Origin of the sequence: Companilactobacillus muriivasis, from assembly GCF_036246245.1 — a bacterium.
GTDB lineage: Bacteria > Bacillota > Bacilli > Lactobacillales > Lactobacillaceae > Companilactobacillus > Companilactobacillus muriivasis.
On sequence record NZ_BTTQ01000001.1, the window covers coordinates 480,470 to 501,275 of the forward strand.

Genomic DNA, 20,806 nt, shown 5'->3' on the forward strand with positions numbered 1-20,806 from the left:
AAAATCGTCAGCAAGACCTTTTGGTCTGGTTTTGTCTTAATTAGTGAGACTTGTACGCTATTTAGCGTGCAAGTCTTTTTTTATCCCTGAGAGTAATAAGAGGAGGACATATTTTGAAAGAGAAAAACAGTACGACCCGTTACTATTCTTTAGATAAAGCATCACTATTTCAACAATTCAAAACGAGTACGGAGGGACTGAGCGAACAAGACGTTAAACAACGTTTAGAACAAGATGGTCCCAACGCTTTAGCTCAAGGTAAGAAACAAACCATCATTCAAAAATTCTTCAATCAGTTTAAAGATTTCATGATTATTGTTTTACTTGTTGCTGCCTTTATCTCTGGTGTAGTCGCACAAGAGTGGGCTGATGCCGCATTGATCTTGGCTGTTGTAATCATCAATGCCGTCTTTGGTGTTTTCCAGGAGTCAAAAGCTGAGGAAGCTATTGATGCCCTAAAAGAGATGTCGACACCAGAAGCTCACGTTAAACGTGCAGGTAAATTTGCCACTGTTAGTAGTGAAAATCTAGTTGCCGGAGATATTGTATTGCTTGAAGCTGGGGATATCGTTCCAGCGGATATTCGGTTGCTTGATTCAGCTTCAATGAAAATTGAGGAATCCGCATTGACTGGTGAATCAGTTCCAGTTGAAAAAGAAATCGATCTATTACCTGATGAAGATATTCCCTTAGGCGACAGAAAGAACATGGCTTATATGAACAGTAATGTTACTTATGGACGTGGTTTGGGTGTCGTTGTCGCTACCGGTATGAAAACAGAGGTTGGTCATATTGCTGGTATGATCAACAAAGCTGAAGATAGCAGTACACCATTGCAAGATAATTTGAATTCTCTAGGAAAGACCTTGACATGGTTGATTCTCATAATTGCAGCGATTATCTTTGCTGTTGGTATCTTCAATAATCCTTCGGGATTACCAATGAACGAACTAATTATTGATATGCTTCTAGTAGCGATTTCACTTGCGGTTGCCGCTATTCCTGAAGGCCTACCAGCAATTGTTACCATCATTTTGGCTTTGGGAACTACTAGAATGGCTAAGCGTAAAGCATTGGTTAGAAAACTTCCTGCGGTTGAGACATTAGGTAGTACCGATATTGTTGCTTCCGATAAAACTGGTACTTTGACACAGAACAAGATGACTGTCGAAAAAGTTTATCAGTATGGTAAATTACAAGATGCTGCTGATGAAATTTCAGGAAACGATAAAGTCTTGCAAGTTATGACGTTTAGCAATGATACTAAGATCCAAGCTGACGGTACGCTTGTTGGTGATCCAACCGAAACGGCTTTAGTTCAATTCGGATTTGACCATGATTATCAGATTGAAGAAGAACTAAAAAAAGAACCTCGAGTTGCCGAAGTTCCCTTTGATTCCGAACGTAAGTTAATGTCAACGATTCACCAGTTAGATAATGGTAAGTTTCTAGTAGCCGTTAAAGGTGCTCCCGACATGTTGTTACAACGTATTACCGATATTCAAGTTAGCCCTGATGAAGTCAGAAAGTTCACCGAAACTGATAAGGATGACATTCTCAAGCAAAACAAGTTCATGGCTACTCAAGCATTACGTGTTCTAGCTATGGGTTATAAGATTATCGATTCAATTCCTCAAGAGGTTAACTCCGATACAGTCGAAAATGACCTTACTTTTGCGGGATTGATTGGTATGATCGACCCTGAACGTCCTGAGGCTGCCGCCGCAGTTGCTGACGCTAAAAAGGCTGGTATCCGTCCAATGATGATTACTGGTGACCATCAAGATACTGCCGAAGCCATTGCCGCTAGATTAGGTATTATTGAACCTGGTGATGACGCTGCAGTGATTACTGGTGCTCAATTAGACCAAATGAGTGATAAAGAATTTGCTAAAAATGTTAAAAATTACTCAGTTTACGCCCGAGTTTCGCCAGAGCATAAAGTAAGAATTGTTAATGCTTGGCAAAAGAAGGGTAAAGTCGTTGCTATGACTGGTGACGGTGTCAATGATGCCCCTGCCTTGAAATCTGCTGATATCGGTATTGGTATGGGAATCACCGGAACTGAAGTTTCCAAGGGTGCTTCAGATATGGTTTTAGCTGACGATAACTTTGCTACTATTATTGTTGCTGTTGAAGAAGGACGTAAAGTCTTCTCGAATATCCAAAAATCAATTCAATACTTACTTTCGGCTAATTTAGGTGAAGTTTTAACATTATTCATGATGACACTTCTTGGCTGGGATATCTTATTGCCAGTTCAGTTATTATGGATCAACTTGGCCACAGATACGTTCCCAGCAATTGCTTTAGGTGTTGAACCAACTGAACCTGGTATCATGGATCGAAAACCTCGTGGACGAAAATCTAGTTTTCTAAGTGGTGGTATCGGTTCAGCAATTGTTTACCAAGGTATCCTCGAAGGACTTATCACGTTGGGTGTTTACGCGTTAGCATTGATGTTCCCAGTTCATACAGGTAACGCTGCAATGCATGCCGATGCCTTAACAATGGCTTACGCAACATTAGCATTGATTCAGTTGTTCCACGCGTTTAACGTTAAATCTACTTACCAATCAATTTTCAAAATTCATCCATTTAAGAACAAAGTATTTAATATTGGGGTTGCCGCATCATTTATCATGGTAGCTGCCACAATCGTTGTTCCAGGTTTCAACAGTTTATTCCACGTTTCAGAGCTTAATTTAGTTCAGTGGCTAACTGTATTAGGAGCAGGTATTTTGATGATTGTTATCGTCGAATTGGTTAAATTAGTTCAACGTAGCAATGGTAAAAAATAATAATATAAAATATAAAAAGCGATTAAATTCTTAATTAAGGAATTTAATCGCTTTTTTATGGATTCCAACAAATTAACGTTAACATAGTGCTCGAATATAAAACCTTACGCATGGTGCTAGTTGATAACCTATTACAAATAGTTCATAGTCTAAAATTGTTTAAATGCTTTCACATTCGACTAATAACGATTAATTAGTCGGAAGAGCTGGGAAATATTTGTGTGCCGTGGTAGTGGTATAAGTACGGAAGATGACGTGTTTGGATCCTTGACGAACTGTGTCAAGGCTTCAAACCGAGGTTCGAGACCGCATTTTGGCTCGGGCCGTTCCGCACAGCTTGAGAATATTTCCCAGCTCTGGAGACGGCATACTTAACTAGCACCACGCGTAAAACCTTATTGTTTACTATTAATTAATTTATTCATTCCATCATTAATTTTTTTGTCGTCCTTAGCGTTGAAATCATTTTGGTTCCCATTACTATCAGAAGTACCGCCGCCAATAGATTTTGCTTCTGGTATTCTTCGATATTGTCCATCTTTATCTTGAAAAAAGACAGACTTATTTGCAAATTGTGTTACCCAGAACTCTCCAGGAATATTGTTTGTGTCTGCTTCTTCTTTAGAAAGAATCATTGCAATTTTTTCTCCAGCCCTTGGCAAACGATTCTCACTGTATTCAACAGTAACTACTTTAGATGTATTTTCAGTAGCAATATTTCCTCCTAGAAACATTACCCTGATGATCTTATTTTGCCGAGAACTTTCTCCATGTAGAACTTTCTGCACACCAACGTCGGCAATTGTATAAGGTTGATCATTAGATACAAAACTATTCAATCCGGTTACTTGTCCGATTATTGTTAACTGACCAGAATTGACCATTTTAGAAAAGGTGGAGGGGTATCCTACAAAATCCATTTGAGCTCCGGCCTGGATTTTTTCGTGGCTGTAAAATTTATGATTAACTTGTTCGGCAGTTTTCTTATCAATAAATTCTTTTGGCTGTTTCATTTTATGTTTCGATATTACTTGTTCATTAATAATCTTTTTTGATCTAACGTTACTCACGTAATATGTTGTAAAGACCGCAAATAGGGCCAGTGCAGCAATGCCAGTCATAATTAATCTCTTTTTCAACTTTTTGCTCCTTAATATACGTGATTGATTTCTTTCAAACCATTTTGGTTATGAGTTAGTCATATGAACCATATACAATTGAACATATTCAAGATCAATTTCTTCAGTTTCAGTTTACAGGAACAGAGCTATGGAAACCTGTTTATTTGGCTTTTTAGAAATTGTTTCTCGGTATAATTCTTTAAAGATTCTGAAGGTAAAATAATAATAACGAGCAATATAAAAACGATTAAGTTCTTAATTAAGGAATTTAATCGTTTCTTGGTTGATTTAACAATGTAAAGAAAGATTTACAAACATATAGTCAAATCCAATATTTTTAATACATTTAATCTGATACACTAAACTAACTAAATCAGACGAGGTTTATACGAATGCATACACGATTATCAAAAGATCCAAAAAATAAAGATATCCTGTCGATTGTGATACATTGCATGTTCGAAATCATATTTCAGATTTTAATGATTGGTTCAATGCTTTTTAATTATCCAATCGTAGCATCGATTCGAAGATTGATCTTCTGGATTGCAATTGTAGGATTGTTCTTTGGATTTTTCCCGTTGTTCTTTGTTATTTGGATAGGAGTGTGGGGCTGGTCATTAGTTTTAATGTTGATGGGGAAATGACCATTTTCAGATTTACGTATCCAAGGTTACATAATACATATTATGAGAAGTTACATATTTTTACCAAAGAGGGCTATTTTATTAATGTATTTTAAAGCATCAGTTCGATAATCATATTTGTCGATGATTTCATTCAGAGCTTCATCATTATGTGTGAATGCTTTGCCGTCGGTGAAAATCTTTTTATACAACTCAATGAATGGTAAATTATTTTCTGCTGCAAAGTCTAGCTCATCTTTAATTGAATAAGAAACTTTTCTGAAATCAATCCCACCATAACCAGTATCATCAAAAGTTATAATCGTGTACTGAGCGCGTCTGTCAGCACTCAAATTAGGCCAAGCTGTATATGGTTGGCCAATTGAACCAGGATTAATGATTAATTGATCATTGCTGCTGGTTCTAAATACTTGATGATGCGTATGACCATAAATTGCCATATCATAATCGTTATATGGCTTACTAAACAGCAATTTATCGAAATTTTCCTGTTTTTCATATGGTAACAGCTCGTGACCATAGTTCTTAGACGGATAATTATGCGCTAAGAGTATTTTAAGACCACTCAGAGACGTCTCTGAAGCAATAGGCCAATCCTTGATTTGCTGCAGGTATTTAGGGTCAAGGTGATTGAAGACATACTTGATTAACTCAATGATATAGGGTGTTTGAGGCTCTTTAAGGTATTCTTTACCAATGGAAACGATATCTTCAAATAGGAAGTTGTCCCAATTACCACGGATCATTTGGGTAGTATTGACTGAATTTAGGAGTTTCATAATAGAGTTGGTTCCAGGTCCGGGCATCAAAAGGTCGCCAAGAAACCAATATTCAGTGACATTTTGTTCTTCGGCATCTTTTATAACGTTGTGAAAGGCAGTGTAGTTGCCGTGAATGTCCGATATTATTGCTACCTTCTTCATATTTTGCCCCCTTTTTGGTCCCTACTTGTTGTAAGGAATGTTCTTTTGATCTGTATATACCTCAATTTTACTCTTTTTCGATTTTTACGGTTTGTTTCTTGGATTTGTTTTTTTTGAAATTTATGTTTTCGTAAAACATTTTATTTAATCTAAAAATATCATCAAAAATACTCAATAATCCCGCCAATATATGTCAATTTATTGCTCACATTCAACTTTTTTGTCCATGAACTCATCGACAAACAATCACAGAATTTACTTCTCAGCACTCACCTAGTCCATTAAATGACTACTTTATTGGTATAATACCCTATCCTACCAGATCTTTCCTGGTATAAATGCCGTTATATCAGCCTTTTATTTTTTTGCCCTTCTCCACTCTAATTAGGCAAATAACAAGAAAAAGATAGTCAATTATTTAACTGACTATCTACTGGGCTGCTTGATAAGTTTTTATTTCTTTAATAAAGCTTTCCCCATACTGTTCTAGTTTAGCTTTTCCTACTCCACTAACTGCCAAGAACTCATTACTATTTGTAGGAATTCGAACACACATATCTTTCAATGTCTTATCTGAGAAAATCATGAACGGTGGTAAGGCCTGCTTTCGAGCAAATTCTAAACGTAAACCACGTAATTTCTCGAATAGATCAACGTCAAAGCTTCCGTCAGCGACCATTGACTTACTTGGTACAACATGATTAACGTCACGTTTCTTCGCAACATTGATCTTGCCTTTGAGTACATCAGCACCCTTTTTGGATAATAACAGTGTGGGGTATTCTCCCCCGCTGCTTCTTAGAAAACCATTTGCCGAGAGAAATTCAATCAACCGGCTTGTTTCTTTCAAAGTCTTATCTTTAAAAATACCAAACGTCGAGAGTTTTTCGAAGTGTCGCCAATCATCAGCTACATCATCTTTTCCAACTAACACTCGAGTTGTAACCTTCTTACCGTATCGTTGTCCCATGCGCACAACACAACTGAGTACCTTCTGAGCATCTGCCGTAACGTCAACAACTTCACGATCATCGAGACAGTTCGAACAGCGACCACACACATCAGTATTCTTCTCCCCGAAATAGTCCAAAATGAACTTCATCAGACAAGTCTCAGTTTCGGCATAACGGCTCATTTCAAACAATTTATTCTTTAAACTGAGTTTATATTGGTCATCACCCAATGATTTATCAATAAAGAACTGATGTAAACGTAAGTCGGCTGGAGTGTACAGTAAAATTGCTTCAGCTGGTAGGCCATCACGTCCCGCACGACCAACTTCTTGATAATAACTCTCAATTGTCCCGGGAACGGTGAAATGTAGCACATAGCGAACGTTGGTCTTATTGATTCCCATTCCAAAGGCATTAGTAGCCACAATTACGTTGATTCGATCGAAAAGAAAGTCCTCTTGCTGCTGATGACGTTCTTTATCGCTCAAACCTGCATGGTAACGACCAACTAAAACATCATTTTCCTTGAGAAATTTATAGATATTGTCAACATCTTCACGACGGCCGGCATAAATGATTCCAGACTCATCAATATGAGCTTTGACGTAATTCAGAATATACTCCGACTTATCAACGCCTCGCTCAATTTTTAGAGCTAAATTATCACGGTCAAAGCCTGTTTTAACGATATTTTCTTCCGGAATATCAAGAATCTTAGCCAAATCATCTTGAACTTGTTCAGTCGCTGTCGCCGTCAAAGCTAACCAAGCAATATCACCAGGTAACTGTTGCAACGGACCGACCATTTTCAAATAACTACTTCTGAAATCGTGCCCCCAAGATGAAAGCACATGGGCTTCATCAATCGCTATCAAAGAGATATCTAAGCCTGACAGCCAACTGAAAAATTCATCGTCAACAATCTTTTCAGGCGCAACAAATAACAGTTTAACTGCCCCACTTTCGATATAACGCATCCGTTCCTCACGGTCATGCCATTCAACGGTGCTGTTCAAGTAGGTTGCAGGAATACCGGCCTCAATTAAACTGTCAACTTGGTCTTTCATCAAAGAAATCAGTGGCGATACAACTAGGGTCAACCCTGACAAAATAGTTGCAGGCAATTGGTAACAAATCGATTTACCACCACCAGTAGGCATAATCCCCATCGCCTTTTTACCGGCCATGACTTTTTCAATCAACTCTTTTTGACCAGGTCTAAAAGTATCGTACCCGAATTCATCTTTTAAGATGGTCTCTAATTTCAAGCTAAAAACTCCTCATTTGTCTAAAATATTATAGATAAATCATATCACAAATACTTAATCATCCCTTATATTTAAAGTACGAAAAGAAATACAACTTCATTTAATTATTTTGCTCTAATTTCAATAAATCACGTTTCATCCCTAGGCCGCCGCGATAACCACCCAATTTGCCAGACTTAGTAAGTACCCTGTGACATGGAATTACCATCAGTAGTGGGTTTTTGCCAATAGCTGTCCCAACGGCTCGACTTGCTTTTGGACGACCAATGCTTTGGGCAATACTCGTATAGTCTGTTACTGCTCCATAGGGAATACTTTGTAATGTCTTCCAAACGTCTTCTTGAAATGGTGTACCTGTAATGTCAATCGTCAAATCAAATTTATGTCTTGACCCATCCAAATATTCAGTAAGCTGTGCCACATAGGGTCTTACCTGATCAATGCTATCGACTAATTGACAGTCGTAAAATTCATGCAGCTCCTCAATACCTTTATCTCTAGAGCCAACAAACGCCAGGCCTTTATCTGTAGCACCAATCAAATATTTATGTTCATCAATTAAAAAAACATGATAATAAATTTTCTTCATAATTATTCACCAACTTTTATGTAGTCTTATTATATGCTAAGATTCACTTAAAAATCTTGCATTCTAATTCGAGGTCAGCTTATGAAACATCCCTTAACAAATTCTAGATGGAACGCCGTAATCAATAATGATCAATCTAAGGATGGTCAATTTTTCTACGGAGTTACAACCACTAAGATATTCTGCAAACCATCTTGTCATTCTAAGGCTCCTAATAAAGAAAATGTCGTAATCTTTAAAACTGCGACAGAAGCTCTATCTGCTAACTTTCGTCCTTGTAAAAGATGTCAGCCAACTGGTTCTACTCCTAATGAGCTCTGGGTTGAACAGATCAAACAGTATCTGGAACATAATTTTCAGCATGAACTGTCATTAAATACCATTGCTGAAGACTGCCACGGTAGCGTATCTAACTTACAACGAACCTTTAAGAGTTTAACTGGTATCAGTCCTACCCAATATTTAACAATAATTCGCTTAAAGCACAGTCAAGAATTGCTAAGGACTACTGATTATTCAATCAAAACGATTGCTAATCGATGTGGTTTTAACAGTGATACGTATTTCAACACACTATTTAAAAGTCATTTTCAGCAAACACCTTTAGAATACCGGACTTCCTACATTACACGATAAGATGGTAGCCCTTGCAAAATACCATATTTTATCTATAATTGTATTAACGCATAAAATGTAAGCGCATTAGCAATTTATAATCGTGGTTTTGGTTCACAATGACAATTTCGAAATCGTTCTTTGAGAAATACCACAGTATCATTTGATCACAGTGGCTTCAATTTAAACTTTTCTAGCGTCAAAGAAATCATTTGTCATCGAGGATTGCTAAGTATTTCAAGGAGGAAGAATAAAATGGGGTTGTTCTCTAGAAAAAAGGTTGACGAATTCGTTGCTCCAGCTAAAGGCGAACTAATTCATTTGGATAAGGTCAGTGATCCAGTTTTCTCACAAAAACTCATGGGGGATGGATTTGCTGTTAATCCTAGTGCCGATGAAATTGTAGCTCCTATTGGTGGAGTTATCGGAACTGTTTTCCCAACTAAGCATGCTTTGATGATTACTAGTGACCATGGCTTGGAAGTAATGCTACACTTGGGTATCGATACAGTTGAACTAAAAGGTAAGCCTTTCGAAGTCTTCGTTAGTGAAGGTGACACGGTTAAAACTGGTCAAAAACTAGCAACGATGGACCTTCAACAAATTAAAGATTCTGGCAAGGATACATCTATTATGGCTATCATTACAAATTCTGATGCTGTTAAAGATATGGGTGCTTTTGATGAAAAAGCCGTTGATACTGGCGACGAAGTCCTTAAAATTGACGTGAAATAAGTTAAATTATCAGAGTTAGGGGTCTTCCCTAGCTCTTTTTTTACCCAAAAGTTTTCAAAATGTATAATAGATATAAGAAAAGGAGGTTTTCACATGGTAAAGATTCCTTACTTAACTGGCTTTGACGCTTACTTGAAGACCAGACACATTTCACCCAAGGCACATACAGAATATATGAACTCCTTGACTGACTTTTTTAACTACACGATTCAACACAACAATGACTATAAAATCACTGAGGATATCAAAGATGTTCACGAGATGGACGTCCGTTTATTTAAAGATTTTATGATTGAAAACTTACAATTGTCAGCTAGTACAATCAATAAAGTTATCAGTAATCTCAACGTCTACTTTAAATACCTCTTCAGTGTTAAAAAAACACCCGAAATTCCCACTTTGAATATAAATAGTGTCACTGTACCGAAACAGTCAGGTTTCCCCGTAGCAGTCTTTCTAAAGCTTCCCGAATATTTAAAATCTGACCTCAGTATCTACACACGCTTATTGATTCTTATTATTGCCAAAGGCTTTAATTATAAAGAGGCTATGGCTCCTGATTTCTATCAAAAATTCAATCAAATTAAGTTTAATGATGATGAAGAACAATTCTTAAATTTATACAAAACATACATTGAACCATATCGTACATATTGGAATAATGATAATCTATTTTTAAGTCGTAATCGCGGAGCCAATACACCCCTATTGACTGTACCGGCTATTCATCGTGATCTGAAGCGAGACAGTGAAGCAACTAACTTAGACCTAGCGCCTAAGAAACTGTACACGACCTTCATTCTCTTAGCCTTAAGCACACATGACTTATCTGAGAATCAGCAACGTGCACTCGATGCATTAGACACTCCCTCATTGATGTATTACCGTCGTCTCAAACGTGAGACAAATTTTGATATATAGAAGAAAGTGAAATTATGGAAAATATTGCAGTATACTGTGGTGCTGCCACAGGTAATGATGAAATTTATTCACTTGGTGCCAAAAAACTGGGCCAATGGATTGTTGAAAATAACTACGGATTAACATATGGCGGAGGCCGTTACGGATTAATGGGCGTTGTCGCTAATAGTGTCTTGGAAAATAACGGCTATGTTCACGGTATTATTACTAAAGAACTAGCTAGTCGTGAGCTTTCACATAATACCCTATCCAAACTGGATATCGTCTCCGATATGTCAGAACGCAAACAAGCAATGCTAGATGATTCAGTCGCTAATATTGCCTTGCCAGGTGGTCCTGGAACATTAGAAGAAATCTCTGAAGCCTTCTCCTGGACGATAGTTGGCGATAGTACCAATCCATGTATCTTCTACAACGTTGACCACTATTATGACGAATTGGCAAGTTTCTTCGACTCAATGACGGCTAAAGGATTCATGGAAGAAAGCACCCGTAAAACCTTGCTATTCAGCGATTCTTTGCCCGAAATCGGTAAATTTATTAAAGCTTATACGCCACCAACATTAAGAAATTACGCCAAATAATTGAGCATATTATTTAACTAGTATTTAAAAAGGAGTTATATTCTAACCGTCAGATAGATAGAAAGTCATCTGACAAAATATACTCCTTAGATATACATGAAAATGTGATTTTCTCATTAATACTACGTAAAATAAATATCCTCCCAATTTTGTATAGTTAATAAAATAGACCAATAAAACCTAAAACTCTCTGATATAAAATTAAAGAAACATAGCCATGAGCAAATTGTCCGTGGCTATGTTTTTTTCTGTTCATCGGTAAATATCATCCCTTACTAATACAAAACGGTCTAAAAAGATAAATTTAGTAGATTTGTTGCTATATTTGCGTTTGACAACCACTTTTGGCATGAAAACCTGCACCGATTTTTGAATTAGTCCCGGTATCATTGTACTATAGCTAATGTTAATCATTTTATAGGAGGATTTATGCAGACCGCGAAAGAAATAATTTCATTTCAAGATGTAGCAAAAAATTACCGTGGCGGCAATGATGCTGTCGAGAATATCAATATAACGATTAATGAGGGGGAATTTGTCTGTCTAATTGGAACATCTGGTTCTGGAAAGACTACGACAATGAGAATGATCAATCGCATGATAGAACCTAGTCGTGGAAAGATTATTTTTAAAGGCAAGAATCTTAAATCATATGATCCTGTCAAATTACGTCGAACTATTGGTTATGTTATTCAGAATAATGGACTAATGCCTCACATGACCATCAAGGATAACATTACTTTGGTTCCTAAACTACTTAAGTGGCCACAGGCCAAGATGGATCGTAAAGCAAAAGAATTAATTAAACTGGCTGAGTTACCAGAAAGTTATTTAGAACGTTATCCAGCTGAACTATCTGGTGGGCAGCAGCAAAGAATTGGCGTTGTCAGAGCTCTAGCAGCCGATCAGGACATCATTTTAATGGATGAACCATTTGGTGCCCTAGACCCTATCACAAGAGATGATCTACAGGAATTGGTCAAACACCTTCAAGAAGAACTTGGTAAGACGATTATCTTCGTTACTCACGATATGGATGAAGCTTTAAAACTTGCCACCCACATTGTTATTATGGATAGCGGCAATATCATTCAAGATGATACACCGGATAATATCTTACAACATCCCGCTTCTGACTTTGTCAAAGATCTATTGGGTGAAGAGCGTTTACTCCAAGCTCAACAAAATACACTCTCAGTCAGTGACATCATGTCGAAAGATCCAGCAAAGATTACTCTCGGTCAATCATTAGCTGAAGCAATTCGAGAAATGAGTGTTAAACATACCGATACCCTATTGGTTACGGATGATAATAACAAGCTCAAAGGATATATTGATCTAGAGACCATAAACGACCGCTACTCAAAATATTCAAACGTCTCGGACATTTACCTACCAAATCGTTTTAAGGTCAAGACAACGTCATATTTGCGTGATACAAGTGAACATATTTTGAAACAAGGATACAAATATGTCCCTGTAATTGACGATGACAATAATTTAATTGGGATTGTCACACGTGCCTCACTAGTCAACATCATTTACGATGCCATCTGGGGTAGTGAAGAATTGGATAACCCTGAAGGCATTAAACTACCTGATTCAATCGCAAAGGAGAGTGATAATGCATGATTACCTTTCTGAACCAGCATGGCTCTGAATTAATAATCAAAACCTGGGAACAAATTTATATCTCAGCTTTCGCCATTATCCTCGGAATTATCGTTGCTGTACCCTTAGGCATTATCTTGACTCGCTATGACAAAACGGCTAAGTATGTCATGTCCATTACAGGAATGCTCCAAACGATTCCTTCCTTAGCATTACTAGCTTTGATGATTCCAATTTTTGGTATCGGAAAAGTTCCAGCCATTGTGGCCCTATTCATCTACTCATTGTTGCCAATTTTACGTAATACTTATATTGGTATGAAAAAGGTCAACAAGAATCTTTTAGACGCTGCCAGAGGTCTGGGGATGACCACGATGCAGTCCATTTTTAAAGTTGAAATCCCTATGTCCATGCCTATTATAATGTCTGGTATCAGGCTCTCAACTGTTTATGTAATTTCTTGGTCTACTTTGGCATCATACATCGGTGCCGGTGGATTAGGTGATTTCATCTTTAACGGACTTAATCTTTACAATCCTAGCCTTATCATTGGTGGTACGATTCCAGTTACTATTTTGGCCATTCTTGCCGATTACTTATTAGGATTATTCGAGAAAAAAGTTACACCAAAAACTAAACGTAGTGAGGTGTAATTATGAAAAAATCATTTAAGAAAGTTTTCACCCTTATATCACTCATGACCATGTTGTTCGTTTCCGGTTGTGGCTGGCCCGGTTTAGGCTCCGGCTCAAAAGACACTATTCGTGTAGCCAGTCTTTCAACTACTGAATCAATGATTATGTCCGAAATAATCATGGAACTCATTTCACATGAAACTGACTACCATACTGAAATTGTCAATAACCTAGGCTCCAATCAATTAGTCCACGCTGCCTTAATGCGTAATAACGCTGACATCGCTGCCGAAAACTTTACTGGTGATGAGTTAATTGCCACTTTGAAACACAAGCCAATCAAGAATCGGACTAAAGCTAATCAAACTGTTAAACGATTATATAAAAAAGAATTCGATCAAACTTGGTTTCCAACGTACGGATTTGCCAATACTTATAATATGTTGGTTACGCAAAAAGTCGCTCGAAAATATAATTTACACAATATCAGTGACCTGAAAAAGATTGCTCCAAACATGAACATCGGTGCTGATAACATTTGGATAAATCGTCCCGATGATGGTTATCCAGCTTTCTCTAGTACCTATGGATTCACTTTCAAACGTGTTTATCCAATGCAAGTCGGTCTAGTTTATTCGGCCGTTGCTGCTGGTAAAATGTCCGCCGTTCTAGGATATTCAACCGATGGTCGTATCAAGAGTTACAACTTGAAGATACTTCCTGACAACAAACATTTCTTCCCACCATATGATACTAGTATGGTCGTCAATAATAGCTTGTTACGTAAACACCCTGAACTAAAGCCCTTACTTCATCGTTTGGATGGCAAGATTTCTCTATCTCAAATGCAAACAATGAATTACGAAGTCGATAATAATCTCCGCGAACCGGCAGATGTCGCTCACGAATTCTTACAAAAAAACAATTATTTCAGAGGTGAAAAATAATGGCTGATCAGCCGCTATGGAGACAATTAATCTTTTATTTTACGCATAATGGAATATACATCCTACAACAGTTTTGTCGGCATTTCTTAATCTCATTCTATGGTGTCCTAATTGCGGTAATAATTGGAATCCCATTGGGAATATACATTGCTAATCATTATAAACTTGGTAACTTCATTATTAGTATCGCCAATGTCATTCAAACAGTCCCTTCCCTAGCCATGCTATCTATCATCATGCTAGTGCTTGGCTTAGGACCTAATACAGTCATCGTAACGATTTTTCTATACTCCTTGCTGCCTATCTTGAAAAACACTTACACTGGGATGCGCAATGTTGATCCTCACGTTATCGACTCAGCACGAGGTATGGGGATGACTAAAATACAGCTACTGTACTTAGTCAAACTGCCACTGGCCATGTCAGTTATCATGTCCGGTATTCGTACTGCGATGATAGTTGCTATTGGTAATACAGCTATTGGTTCCTTCGTTGGAGCCGGTGGCCTAGGTGATTTAATTATCCGTGGAACTAACGCTACTGATGGTACACCATTGATTCTTGCCGGTGCCTTACCTACTGCTTTAATGGCAGTTATTACCGATTTATTAATTGGTCTATTGCAGAAATACTTTGAACCCACTAATTATATGAAGAAATAAATTTCAAACCTATTTGAGAAGAACAGCAATGTTCTTCTTTTTTTTACTATTTTTTGGATAAAAAAACTGGTATTGATGATTATCAATCAATACCAGTAAGTAAATTATAGTAAAGTCGTAACACTACCAGCAATTACAACTAGGACTAATCCAGTTAAGATAAAGCCCATTTCTTTTTTAGTTTTATTTTCATGCAAGATATAAATTCCACCAAGTGTGGCAATAACAACGTTCATCTGTGAAAGAATAAATCCAGTTGCCAATCCATTAACGGATGGTCTGGCTGAGATCAAGTATGTCAAAGCCGCAAAAGCAAAGAATAAACCACTAATGATGTTAGTGTATGAACTCTTAGTCTTGAATGGCTTTTCAGCACGATTACTCTTAGTAGCAATGGCAAAGACTGTTGCGACCACTGCCATACCTAAAGCTTGTGGCAAGAAAGCTGAGAATCCGCTGACGTTAACTGCTTGTGGGAAGGCTGAGTAACCAAGGTAGCCAATTTCCGCACAGGCAACTAATAACACACCTTTAACGGCGTTCATACCGCCATCTTCTTTTGGCAACTTTTTCTCGCTATATGTCGTCAACCAAACACCGAAGATAATCAAGATGATAGCTGAGAAACCAATTAATTTGGCATTACCTGTTGCCCATTCTCCTAGGACAATAACACTCCAAAGTGAAGCTCCAACCAATTGGAAACCAGTTGATACAGGCATCGTTCTGGAAACACCCATTTCAGCGAAAGCATAAAATACTAAGATCTGACCTGCTGACCAGAAAACACCTGACAAGAAGGTAAATAGAAACGCTTTGCCGGACAACAAAGGTGTCTGGCGAACTAAGGCAACGATAATGGCAAAAAGTAATGTACCATATGTTGTTCCCAAAATTTGGTTAACGGGCTTACCGCCGAATTTACCGGTTAAGATTGGGAATAGTCCCCATCCAATCATTGGCATAAGGCCAATTAATAGATTTAATGCATTCATTAATTAAAACTCCCTTTTTTAAAACACTCGAATTAAAACCAATTGGACTCACCAAAGTAAAATTGGTTTTGGACAATGCAAGTATTATATCAGAAAGACGAATACGTTTTCAAGATTTACATAATATTTATTACTCATCTTTCACTGATTATTCTTTCAAATTCTTAACCAGCCTTCTGACAGTCAACTACATAATATTATCTTAGACTAATAGCACCAATAGAAATAGCAGATTTCAACGAAAGTTCAAAAAAAATAAACCTCCATTTTTTAACAAAATAAGAGGTTTATTTTTACAAAACGTCTATGAAAGTGTTTTCAAAAACAAAATAATTTAATTAGTCAAATTGTTCTGTTAGTGGAGGAACAACTTGCTTCTTACGTGATACGACACCAGGTAAAGCAGCCTTGTTGTCTGAAACCTTAGTATTAAGAGCTATTTCAAACTTAGCAATTGCGTCATCTGCACCGATAATAATACCAGTTGTGTCACTTGTAAGGATGTTAGTGATCAATAGTACGAACAAGCCGTAACCATTCTTGTCATTTTCAGCCTTGATATCTTTAACAAAGTCGCTTTCGCGTTTCAAAGTATCGTTAACATCAACTGTGTTAACTTGGGCAACACGTACACTTGTACCATTCATATCAAAACTCTTGGCATCCATGTCGATAAGTTCTTGAGTTGTCTTGCTGTCTAAGTTAGTACCAGCTTTCAACATTTCAAGACCATATGATTCGTAATCGATACCAGCAGTTTCAGAAAGGCTCTTCAAAGCAGCACGATCTTCGTCTGTAGTTGTAGGTGATTTCAATAGTAATGTATCTGAGATGATTGATGAAGCCATGATAGCAGCAATTTGGCCAGGGACTTCAACATCATTTTCAAGGTACATCTTCCAGATAATTGTACTTACACAACCAACTGGTTCAGCACGGTAATATAGTGGCAATTTAGTTTCAAAGTTAGCGATACGGTGATGATCAACAACGTGTGTAACTTCAACATCATCGATGTCAGAAACACTTTGTTGTCTTTCATTGTGGTCAACAAGCATAACTTTCTTAACTTCACCATTGATAGCTGAAATAACACGTGGGTACTTAACATTGAAGTGATCGTAAACGAACTTTGTTTCTAGGTTTGGTTCACCTAAAGCAACGGCTTCTGTGTTGAAACCTAATTGATTTTGTAGATATGAATAAGCAATAGCTGCTGAAACAGCATCTGTATCAGGATTCTTGTGTCCAAATACTAATTCTTTTTCCTTTGGCATGTGTACTATACCCCTTTATAAAATTTATCTAGAAGATTTAAGACGATCAATATAACTTACTTTATCTAAGAAGTTATCCCACTCACTCAAGAATTCCTCAATTCGTGGAATCTTCTCTTTATCTTCCCGATATACAAATGATAAATCACTTGATATGGCTGGTTCAAGTGGTGTTTGATAAAGTTTAAACATTGATTGGTGCGCAATGCAAAAACTCAATGGTAGAACTGTATAAACGTCCTCTGACTCTTGAGCAAACTTCAAAAGTTGATAAGGTGACGAGAATCTGGCAACAACTTGAGGTGAATCAACCAGCGCATCCCTAAGTCGTTCCCTTAATAACTCTGAAAAATAATAAGTCTTCAGATAAGTAGCCCAAGGTTTACTAATAGCATCCCTGTAACAAACTGATTCTTTTCGACTAAATTTTTCATTATTGTGAATCAACATAATATTATCACTGATGATCTTTTTAGACTTGTAAATTTTCCAACTCTTAATATTTTTATCAGGCAAATACATGATAGCTATATCAATTTGATTATTCTGGATATTGTCCCAGAGTTCTTTACGTGTCAAAAGATTCAAATCAATCACAACATTAGGATTGATACGATTGTATTCAACAATAAAGTCTTCAATTACGATTGATTCAGCCGTTGAAAGTAATCCAATGCTGATTGTACCGCTCTTTTCTGAAGAAGCTTGTTGAATATGATCAGTCACGTTATTGATCAAATCAAACATTTGATGTGTTGCTTTGAGTAGTGACGTTCCAGCATCAGTTAGATAGATTTTCTTACCAACACTGTAAAACAACGGTGCGCCAACGACACGTTCGATTTTTTTAATCTGTTGTGTCAAAGCTGGCTGGGTAATACCCAATAATTGCGCCGTTTTCGTATAACTCATATTTTTAGTTAGTTCGTCAAAGTAATTTAAAGCTTTGGAGCTAAAGACCCTTCTTGATTTTTCGTCCAGCAATAAAAGAATCCTCCTAGGTATTTGTGAAGTAAAAAATAATATATTCAATAAGTTAATAATACTATATTAAATTAAACTATGCTGTTTATATCATTATTTTTCTTCAATTTCTTTCACAAATCTTACCGGATTACCATCAGTTGCTGGGTCCATGATAAAGGATCCGTTAGAATAGCGATCTGTACTTTGATGACTTGCTCGATCAATCTCAATTTGTTTATTTGTATCGGTAATAATTGAAATATCCATATCGTTAGAAATATTAGTTACCAGCATGATGCGATGTGGCTGACGTTTCAACTCACGTAATGTCAAGACACCACGACGAGCACGACTTGTAACAGGAATTTCTGATAATTTCATTTGTTTATATGAACCACGTTGTGTTAAAACAGCAATCTTGTCATTTTCATCTGTTGCCATAAAGTAACCAGCGATTTCATCGTCATCCTTGAGACTGACGAATTTAACACCAATAGCTTTACCACTGACAACAGGCACTTCAGTAATTGGAAAGGCTGAAGCATATGAATGTTCTGTAAAGACGTAAACCAAGTTACTTGCATCCTTTGGCACATAATAAACATTCATTACTCGAGCATCAGCACTCTTCAACTTGCAGTACTTAGAAGCACGAGACTTGTATGTTCGTCCTGGCAAAAGATCACTGAAAGCAACTTGTTTGATGTAATTCTCAGTTGTAGCAGCTAAGAAATTACCAGTCTCTTTCAAGTCCTTGAAGACAAAGGCTTTTAGAATTGACTCGTCAGCGTCCAAACCAATTTCTTGGGATAAATGCGAGCCCATATCTTTCCAGCGACTATCTTCAATCTCAAAGATTTGACGATAGATTAAATTACCTTTGTCGGTAAAGACAAACAGATGGTCCAATGTATTGACGTTTTGATCAATGATTGGATAATCTTCGTCCTTTAGACCATTGTTATCGCCTGTAGATGCTTGATAAGAACGCAAGCTACTACGTTTAACATAGCCATCATGACTGACAAGCAAACGAACATCTTCACTGGCAACCATTACTCGAGTATCAACTTCAATTTCTTGAACCTTATCCTCAATCTTGGTACGACGGTTATCTGCATAATTATCACGAACTTCTTTGATTTCTTTTTTGATAACTTTCATCAAAGTAGCATGATCATCAATAATCTTAGTCAAAGATGTGATTTGGCTTCTAAGAGCTTTGTCTTCTTTTTCCAAATCAGTAACATCGGTATTAGTTAAACGATAAAGTTGCAAGGAAACAATAGCTTCAGCCTGTTCTTCAGTAAATTGATATTCTTTTACCAAATTGTTCTTAGCATCAGATTTGTTCTTGCTACCACGAATAGTCTTAATAACTTTATCAAGAATTGACAAAGCTTTGATTAAACCTTCAACGATATGCAAACGTTTCTTAGCTTTGGCCATATCAAATTGACTACGACGTAAGACGACGTCTTCTTGGTGTTTAATATATTCCTTCAGGATTTGAACTAAACCGACCTGTTGAGGACGCATGTCAGCAATGGCAACCATGTTAAAGTTGTAAGAAATCTGCAAATCAGTGTTTTTGAAGAGGTAATTTAGAATACCATTGGCATCTACATCCCGCTTCAATTCAACAACAATTGACAATCCTTGACGATCACTTTCGTCACGAACTTCAGCGATACCGTCAACACGCTTCAAGACACGCATTTCGTCCATCTTTTTAACTAACATAGCTTTATTAACTTCATAAGGGATTTCAGTAATCACAATTTGTGACTTATGACCACGAAGTTCCTGAATATTAGTCTTAGATCTCAAGTAGACTTTTCCACGACCAGTACGATAGGCATCCCTGATACCATCTTTACCTTGTAAGATACCACCAGTTGGAAAATCAGGACCTTTAACAATTTGCATGAGTTCTTCCAAAGTAACATCGGGCTTATCAATCATCTTGATAGTAGCATCGATAACTTCACCTAAGTTATGTGGTGGAATCTCAGTCGCGTAACCGGCAGAAATACCAGTGGCACCGTTAACTAACAAGTTAGGAAAACGCGCTGGTAAAACTTTCGGTTCCTTTTCAGTATCATCAAAGTTCCATTCTTCATCAACAGTTTCTTTGTTGATATCACGTAACATTTCACCAGAAATCTTACTCAAACGTGCTTCGGTATAACGCATAGCAGCGGGTGGATCACCATCCATTGAACCGTTGTTACCGTGCATCTCAATTAAGGGATTACGTAACTTCCAGTCTTGCGACAAACGAACCATAGCTTCATAAATTGATGAATCACCATGGGGATGAAAATTACCCATGACGTTACCAACACCTTTGGCAGACTTTCTAAAACCTTTGTCATATGTGTTGCCATCCAAAAACATTGAATACAAAATTCTTCGTTGAACCGGTTTTAAACCATCACGAATGTCTGGTAAAGCTCGCTCTTGAATAATTGATTTTGAATATCTCGCAAATCGATCTCCCATGATTTTTTCGAGCGAGATATCTTGAATTTTAGGAGAATTTTCAGTCACTAT

General features: G+C 37.1%; 18 protein-coding genes. 10 read left to right on the forward strand and 8 right to left on the reverse strand.

The genetic code is table 11. The features are described 5' to 3' along the window. Positions 1 to 113 precede the first annotated feature (113 nt). The gene (locus AAA923_RS02390) at positions 114 to 2,801 is read left to right on the forward strand and encodes a cation-translocating P-type ATPase (protein WP_338214363.1); all 2,688 of its coding nucleotides are present in this window, start codon (positions 114 to 116) and stop codon (positions 2,799 to 2,801) included. A gap of 395 nt (positions 2,802 to 3,196) precedes the next feature. Here the strand turns inward: AAA923_RS02390 and AAA923_RS02395 are convergent, their stop codons facing one another. Beyond that, on the reverse strand, positions 3,197 to 3,940 hold the full coding sequence (locus AAA923_RS02395) for a hypothetical protein (RefSeq protein ID WP_338214364.1): 744 nt from the start codon (positions 3,938 to 3,940) through the stop codon (positions 3,197 to 3,199). A gap of 374 nt (positions 3,941 to 4,314) precedes the next feature. Here AAA923_RS02395 and AAA923_RS02400 point away from each other — a divergent pair, with 374 nt between their 5' ends. Next, positions 4,315 to 4,569, forward strand: coding sequence for a hypothetical protein (locus AAA923_RS02400; protein ID WP_338214365.1), 255 nt, complete (start codon positions 4,315 to 4,317; stop codon positions 4,567 to 4,569). Between the two features lie 50 nt (positions 4,570 to 4,619). On the opposite strand, the gene AAA923_RS02405 is transcribed toward AAA923_RS02400, so the two are convergent. The 3 genes from AAA923_RS02405 to AAA923_RS02415 form a co-directional block, all read right to left on the reverse strand. Continuing rightward, positions 4,620 to 5,492, reverse strand: a complete 873-nt coding sequence (locus AAA923_RS02405; RefSeq protein ID WP_338214366.1) for a metallophosphoesterase family protein — start codon at positions 5,490 to 5,492, stop codon at positions 4,620 to 4,622. Positions 5,493 to 5,922: 430 nt separating this feature from the next. Beyond that, complete coding sequence (recQ, locus tag AAA923_RS02410; protein WP_338214367.1) at positions 5,923 to 7,713, reverse strand: DNA helicase RecQ; 1,791 nt, start codon at positions 7,711 to 7,713, stop codon at positions 5,923 to 5,925. 100 nt (positions 7,714 to 7,813) lie between these two features. Continuing rightward, positions 7,814 to 8,302, reverse strand: coding sequence for a methylated-DNA--[protein]-cysteine S-methyltransferase (locus AAA923_RS02415; RefSeq protein WP_338214368.1), 489 nt, complete (start codon positions 8,300 to 8,302; stop codon positions 7,814 to 7,816). 81 nt (positions 8,303 to 8,383) lie between these two features. Here AAA923_RS02415 and AAA923_RS02420 point away from each other — a divergent pair, with 81 nt between their 5' ends. The 8 genes from AAA923_RS02420 to AAA923_RS02455 all read left to right on the forward strand — a co-directional run bounded on the left by AAA923_RS02420 (position 8,384) and on the right by AAA923_RS02455 (position 15,012). After that, positions 8,384 to 8,938 (forward strand): bifunctional transcriptional activator/DNA repair enzyme AdaA, encoded by a 555-nt coding sequence (locus AAA923_RS02420; protein ID WP_338214369.1) that lies wholly within the window; start codon positions 8,384 to 8,386, stop codon positions 8,936 to 8,938. Between the two features lie 234 nt (positions 8,939 to 9,172). Beyond that, entirely contained in the window at positions 9,173 to 9,652 is a 480-nt protein-coding gene (locus AAA923_RS02425; protein WP_338214370.1) for a PTS sugar transporter subunit IIA, read from the forward strand. 93 nt (positions 9,653 to 9,745) lie between these two features. Next, positions 9,746 to 10,573 carry a site-specific integrase gene (locus tag AAA923_RS02430; protein WP_338214371.1) on the forward strand — a complete coding sequence of 276 codons (828 nt, stop codon included), beginning with the start codon at positions 9,746 to 9,748 and terminating at the stop codon, positions 10,571 to 10,573. Between the two features lie 14 nt (positions 10,574 to 10,587). After that, on the forward strand, positions 10,588 to 11,157 hold the full coding sequence (locus AAA923_RS02435; protein ID WP_338214372.1) for an LOG family protein: 570 nt from the start codon (positions 10,588 to 10,590) through the stop codon (positions 11,155 to 11,157). Positions 11,158 to 11,586: 429 nt separating this feature from the next. After that, positions 11,587 to 12,789: a betaine/proline/choline family ABC transporter ATP-binding protein gene (locus AAA923_RS02440; protein WP_041501615.1), complete on the forward strand. Its 1,203-nt coding sequence runs from the start codon at positions 11,587 to 11,589 to the stop codon at positions 12,787 to 12,789. Next, positions 12,786 to 13,421, forward strand: coding sequence for an ABC transporter permease (locus AAA923_RS02445; protein WP_338214373.1), 636 nt, complete (start codon positions 12,786 to 12,788; stop codon positions 13,419 to 13,421). The genes AAA923_RS02440 and AAA923_RS02445 overlap by 4 nt, the downstream gene beginning before the upstream one ends. Before the next feature lie 2 nt (positions 13,422 to 13,423). After that, complete coding sequence (locus AAA923_RS02450; protein ID WP_338214374.1) at positions 13,424 to 14,350, forward strand: osmoprotectant ABC transporter substrate-binding protein; 927 nt, start codon at positions 13,424 to 13,426, stop codon at positions 14,348 to 14,350. Beyond that, positions 14,350 to 15,012, forward strand: a complete 663-nt coding sequence (locus AAA923_RS02455) for an ABC transporter permease (protein ID WP_338214375.1) — start codon at positions 14,350 to 14,352, stop codon at positions 15,010 to 15,012. Before AAA923_RS02450 ends, AAA923_RS02455 begins: the two co-directional genes overlap by 1 nt. A 104-nt stretch (positions 15,013 to 15,116) precedes the next feature. Here the strand turns inward: AAA923_RS02455 and rbsU are convergent, their stop codons facing one another. The 4 genes from rbsU to parC form a co-directional block, all read right to left on the reverse strand. After that, positions 15,117 to 16,007 (reverse strand): ribose/proton symporter RbsU, encoded by an 891-nt coding sequence (gene rbsU / locus AAA923_RS02460; RefSeq protein ID WP_338214376.1) that lies wholly within the window; start codon positions 16,005 to 16,007, stop codon positions 15,117 to 15,119. Positions 16,008 to 16,345: 338 nt separating this feature from the next. Beyond that, the gene (locus tag AAA923_RS02465; RefSeq protein ID WP_338214377.1) at positions 16,346 to 17,284 is read right to left on the reverse strand and encodes a manganese-dependent inorganic pyrophosphatase; all 939 of its coding nucleotides are present in this window, start codon (positions 17,282 to 17,284) and stop codon (positions 16,346 to 16,348) included. Between the two features lie 24 nt (positions 17,285 to 17,308). Beyond that, positions 17,309 to 18,268: a LysR family transcriptional regulator gene (locus tag AAA923_RS02470; protein WP_338214378.1), complete on the reverse strand. Its 960-nt coding sequence runs from the start codon at positions 18,266 to 18,268 to the stop codon at positions 17,309 to 17,311. Between the two features lie 93 nt (positions 18,269 to 18,361). Continuing rightward, on the reverse strand, positions 18,362 to 20,803 hold the full coding sequence (gene parC / locus AAA923_RS02475; RefSeq protein WP_338214379.1) for a DNA topoisomerase IV subunit A: 2,442 nt from the start codon (positions 20,801 to 20,803) through the stop codon (positions 18,362 to 18,364). Positions 20,804 to 20,806 lie beyond the last annotated feature (3 nt).

What these genes read in the sequence shown, in the direction of transcription:
- AAA923_RS02400 (WP_338214365.1), top strand. Translation starts at nt 4,315, where the DNA reads ATGCATACACGATTATCAAAAGATCCAAAAAATAAAGATATCCTGTCG.
- AAA923_RS02405 (WP_338214366.1), bottom strand. Translation starts at nt 5,492, where the DNA reads ATGAAGAAGGTAGCAATAATATCGGACATTCACGGCAACTACACTGCC.
- AAA923_RS02415 (WP_338214368.1), bottom strand. Translation starts at nt 8,302, where the DNA reads ATGAAGAAAATTTATTATCATGTTTTTTTAATTGATGAACATAAATAT.
- AAA923_RS02420 (WP_338214369.1), top strand. Translation starts at nt 8,384, where the DNA reads ATGAAACATCCCTTAACAAATTCTAGATGGAACGCCGTAATCAATAAT.
- AAA923_RS02425 (WP_338214370.1), top strand. Translation starts at nt 9,173, where the DNA reads ATGGGGTTGTTCTCTAGAAAAAAGGTTGACGAATTCGTTGCTCCAGCT.
- AAA923_RS02430 (WP_338214371.1), top strand. Translation starts at nt 9,746, where the DNA reads ATGGTAAAGATTCCTTACTTAACTGGCTTTGACGCTTACTTGAAGACC.
- AAA923_RS02435 (WP_338214372.1), top strand. Translation starts at nt 10,588, where the DNA reads ATGGAAAATATTGCAGTATACTGTGGTGCTGCCACAGGTAATGATGAA.
- AAA923_RS02440 (WP_041501615.1), top strand. Translation starts at nt 11,587, where the DNA reads ATGCAGACCGCGAAAGAAATAATTTCATTTCAAGATGTAGCAAAAAAT.
- AAA923_RS02445 (WP_338214373.1), top strand. Translation starts at nt 12,786, where the DNA reads ATGATTACCTTTCTGAACCAGCATGGCTCTGAATTAATAATCAAAACC.
- AAA923_RS02450 (WP_338214374.1), top strand. Translation starts at nt 13,424, where the DNA reads ATGAAAAAATCATTTAAGAAAGTTTTCACCCTTATATCACTCATGACC.
- AAA923_RS02455 (WP_338214375.1), top strand. Translation starts at nt 14,350, where the DNA reads ATGGCTGATCAGCCGCTATGGAGACAATTAATCTTTTATTTTACGCAT.
- rbsU (WP_338214376.1), bottom strand. Translation starts at nt 16,007, where the DNA reads ATGAATGCATTAAATCTATTAATTGGCCTTATGCCAATGATTGGATGG.
- AAA923_RS02465 (WP_338214377.1), bottom strand. Translation starts at nt 17,284, where the DNA reads ATGCCAAAGGAAAAAGAATTAGTATTTGGACACAAGAATCCTGATACA.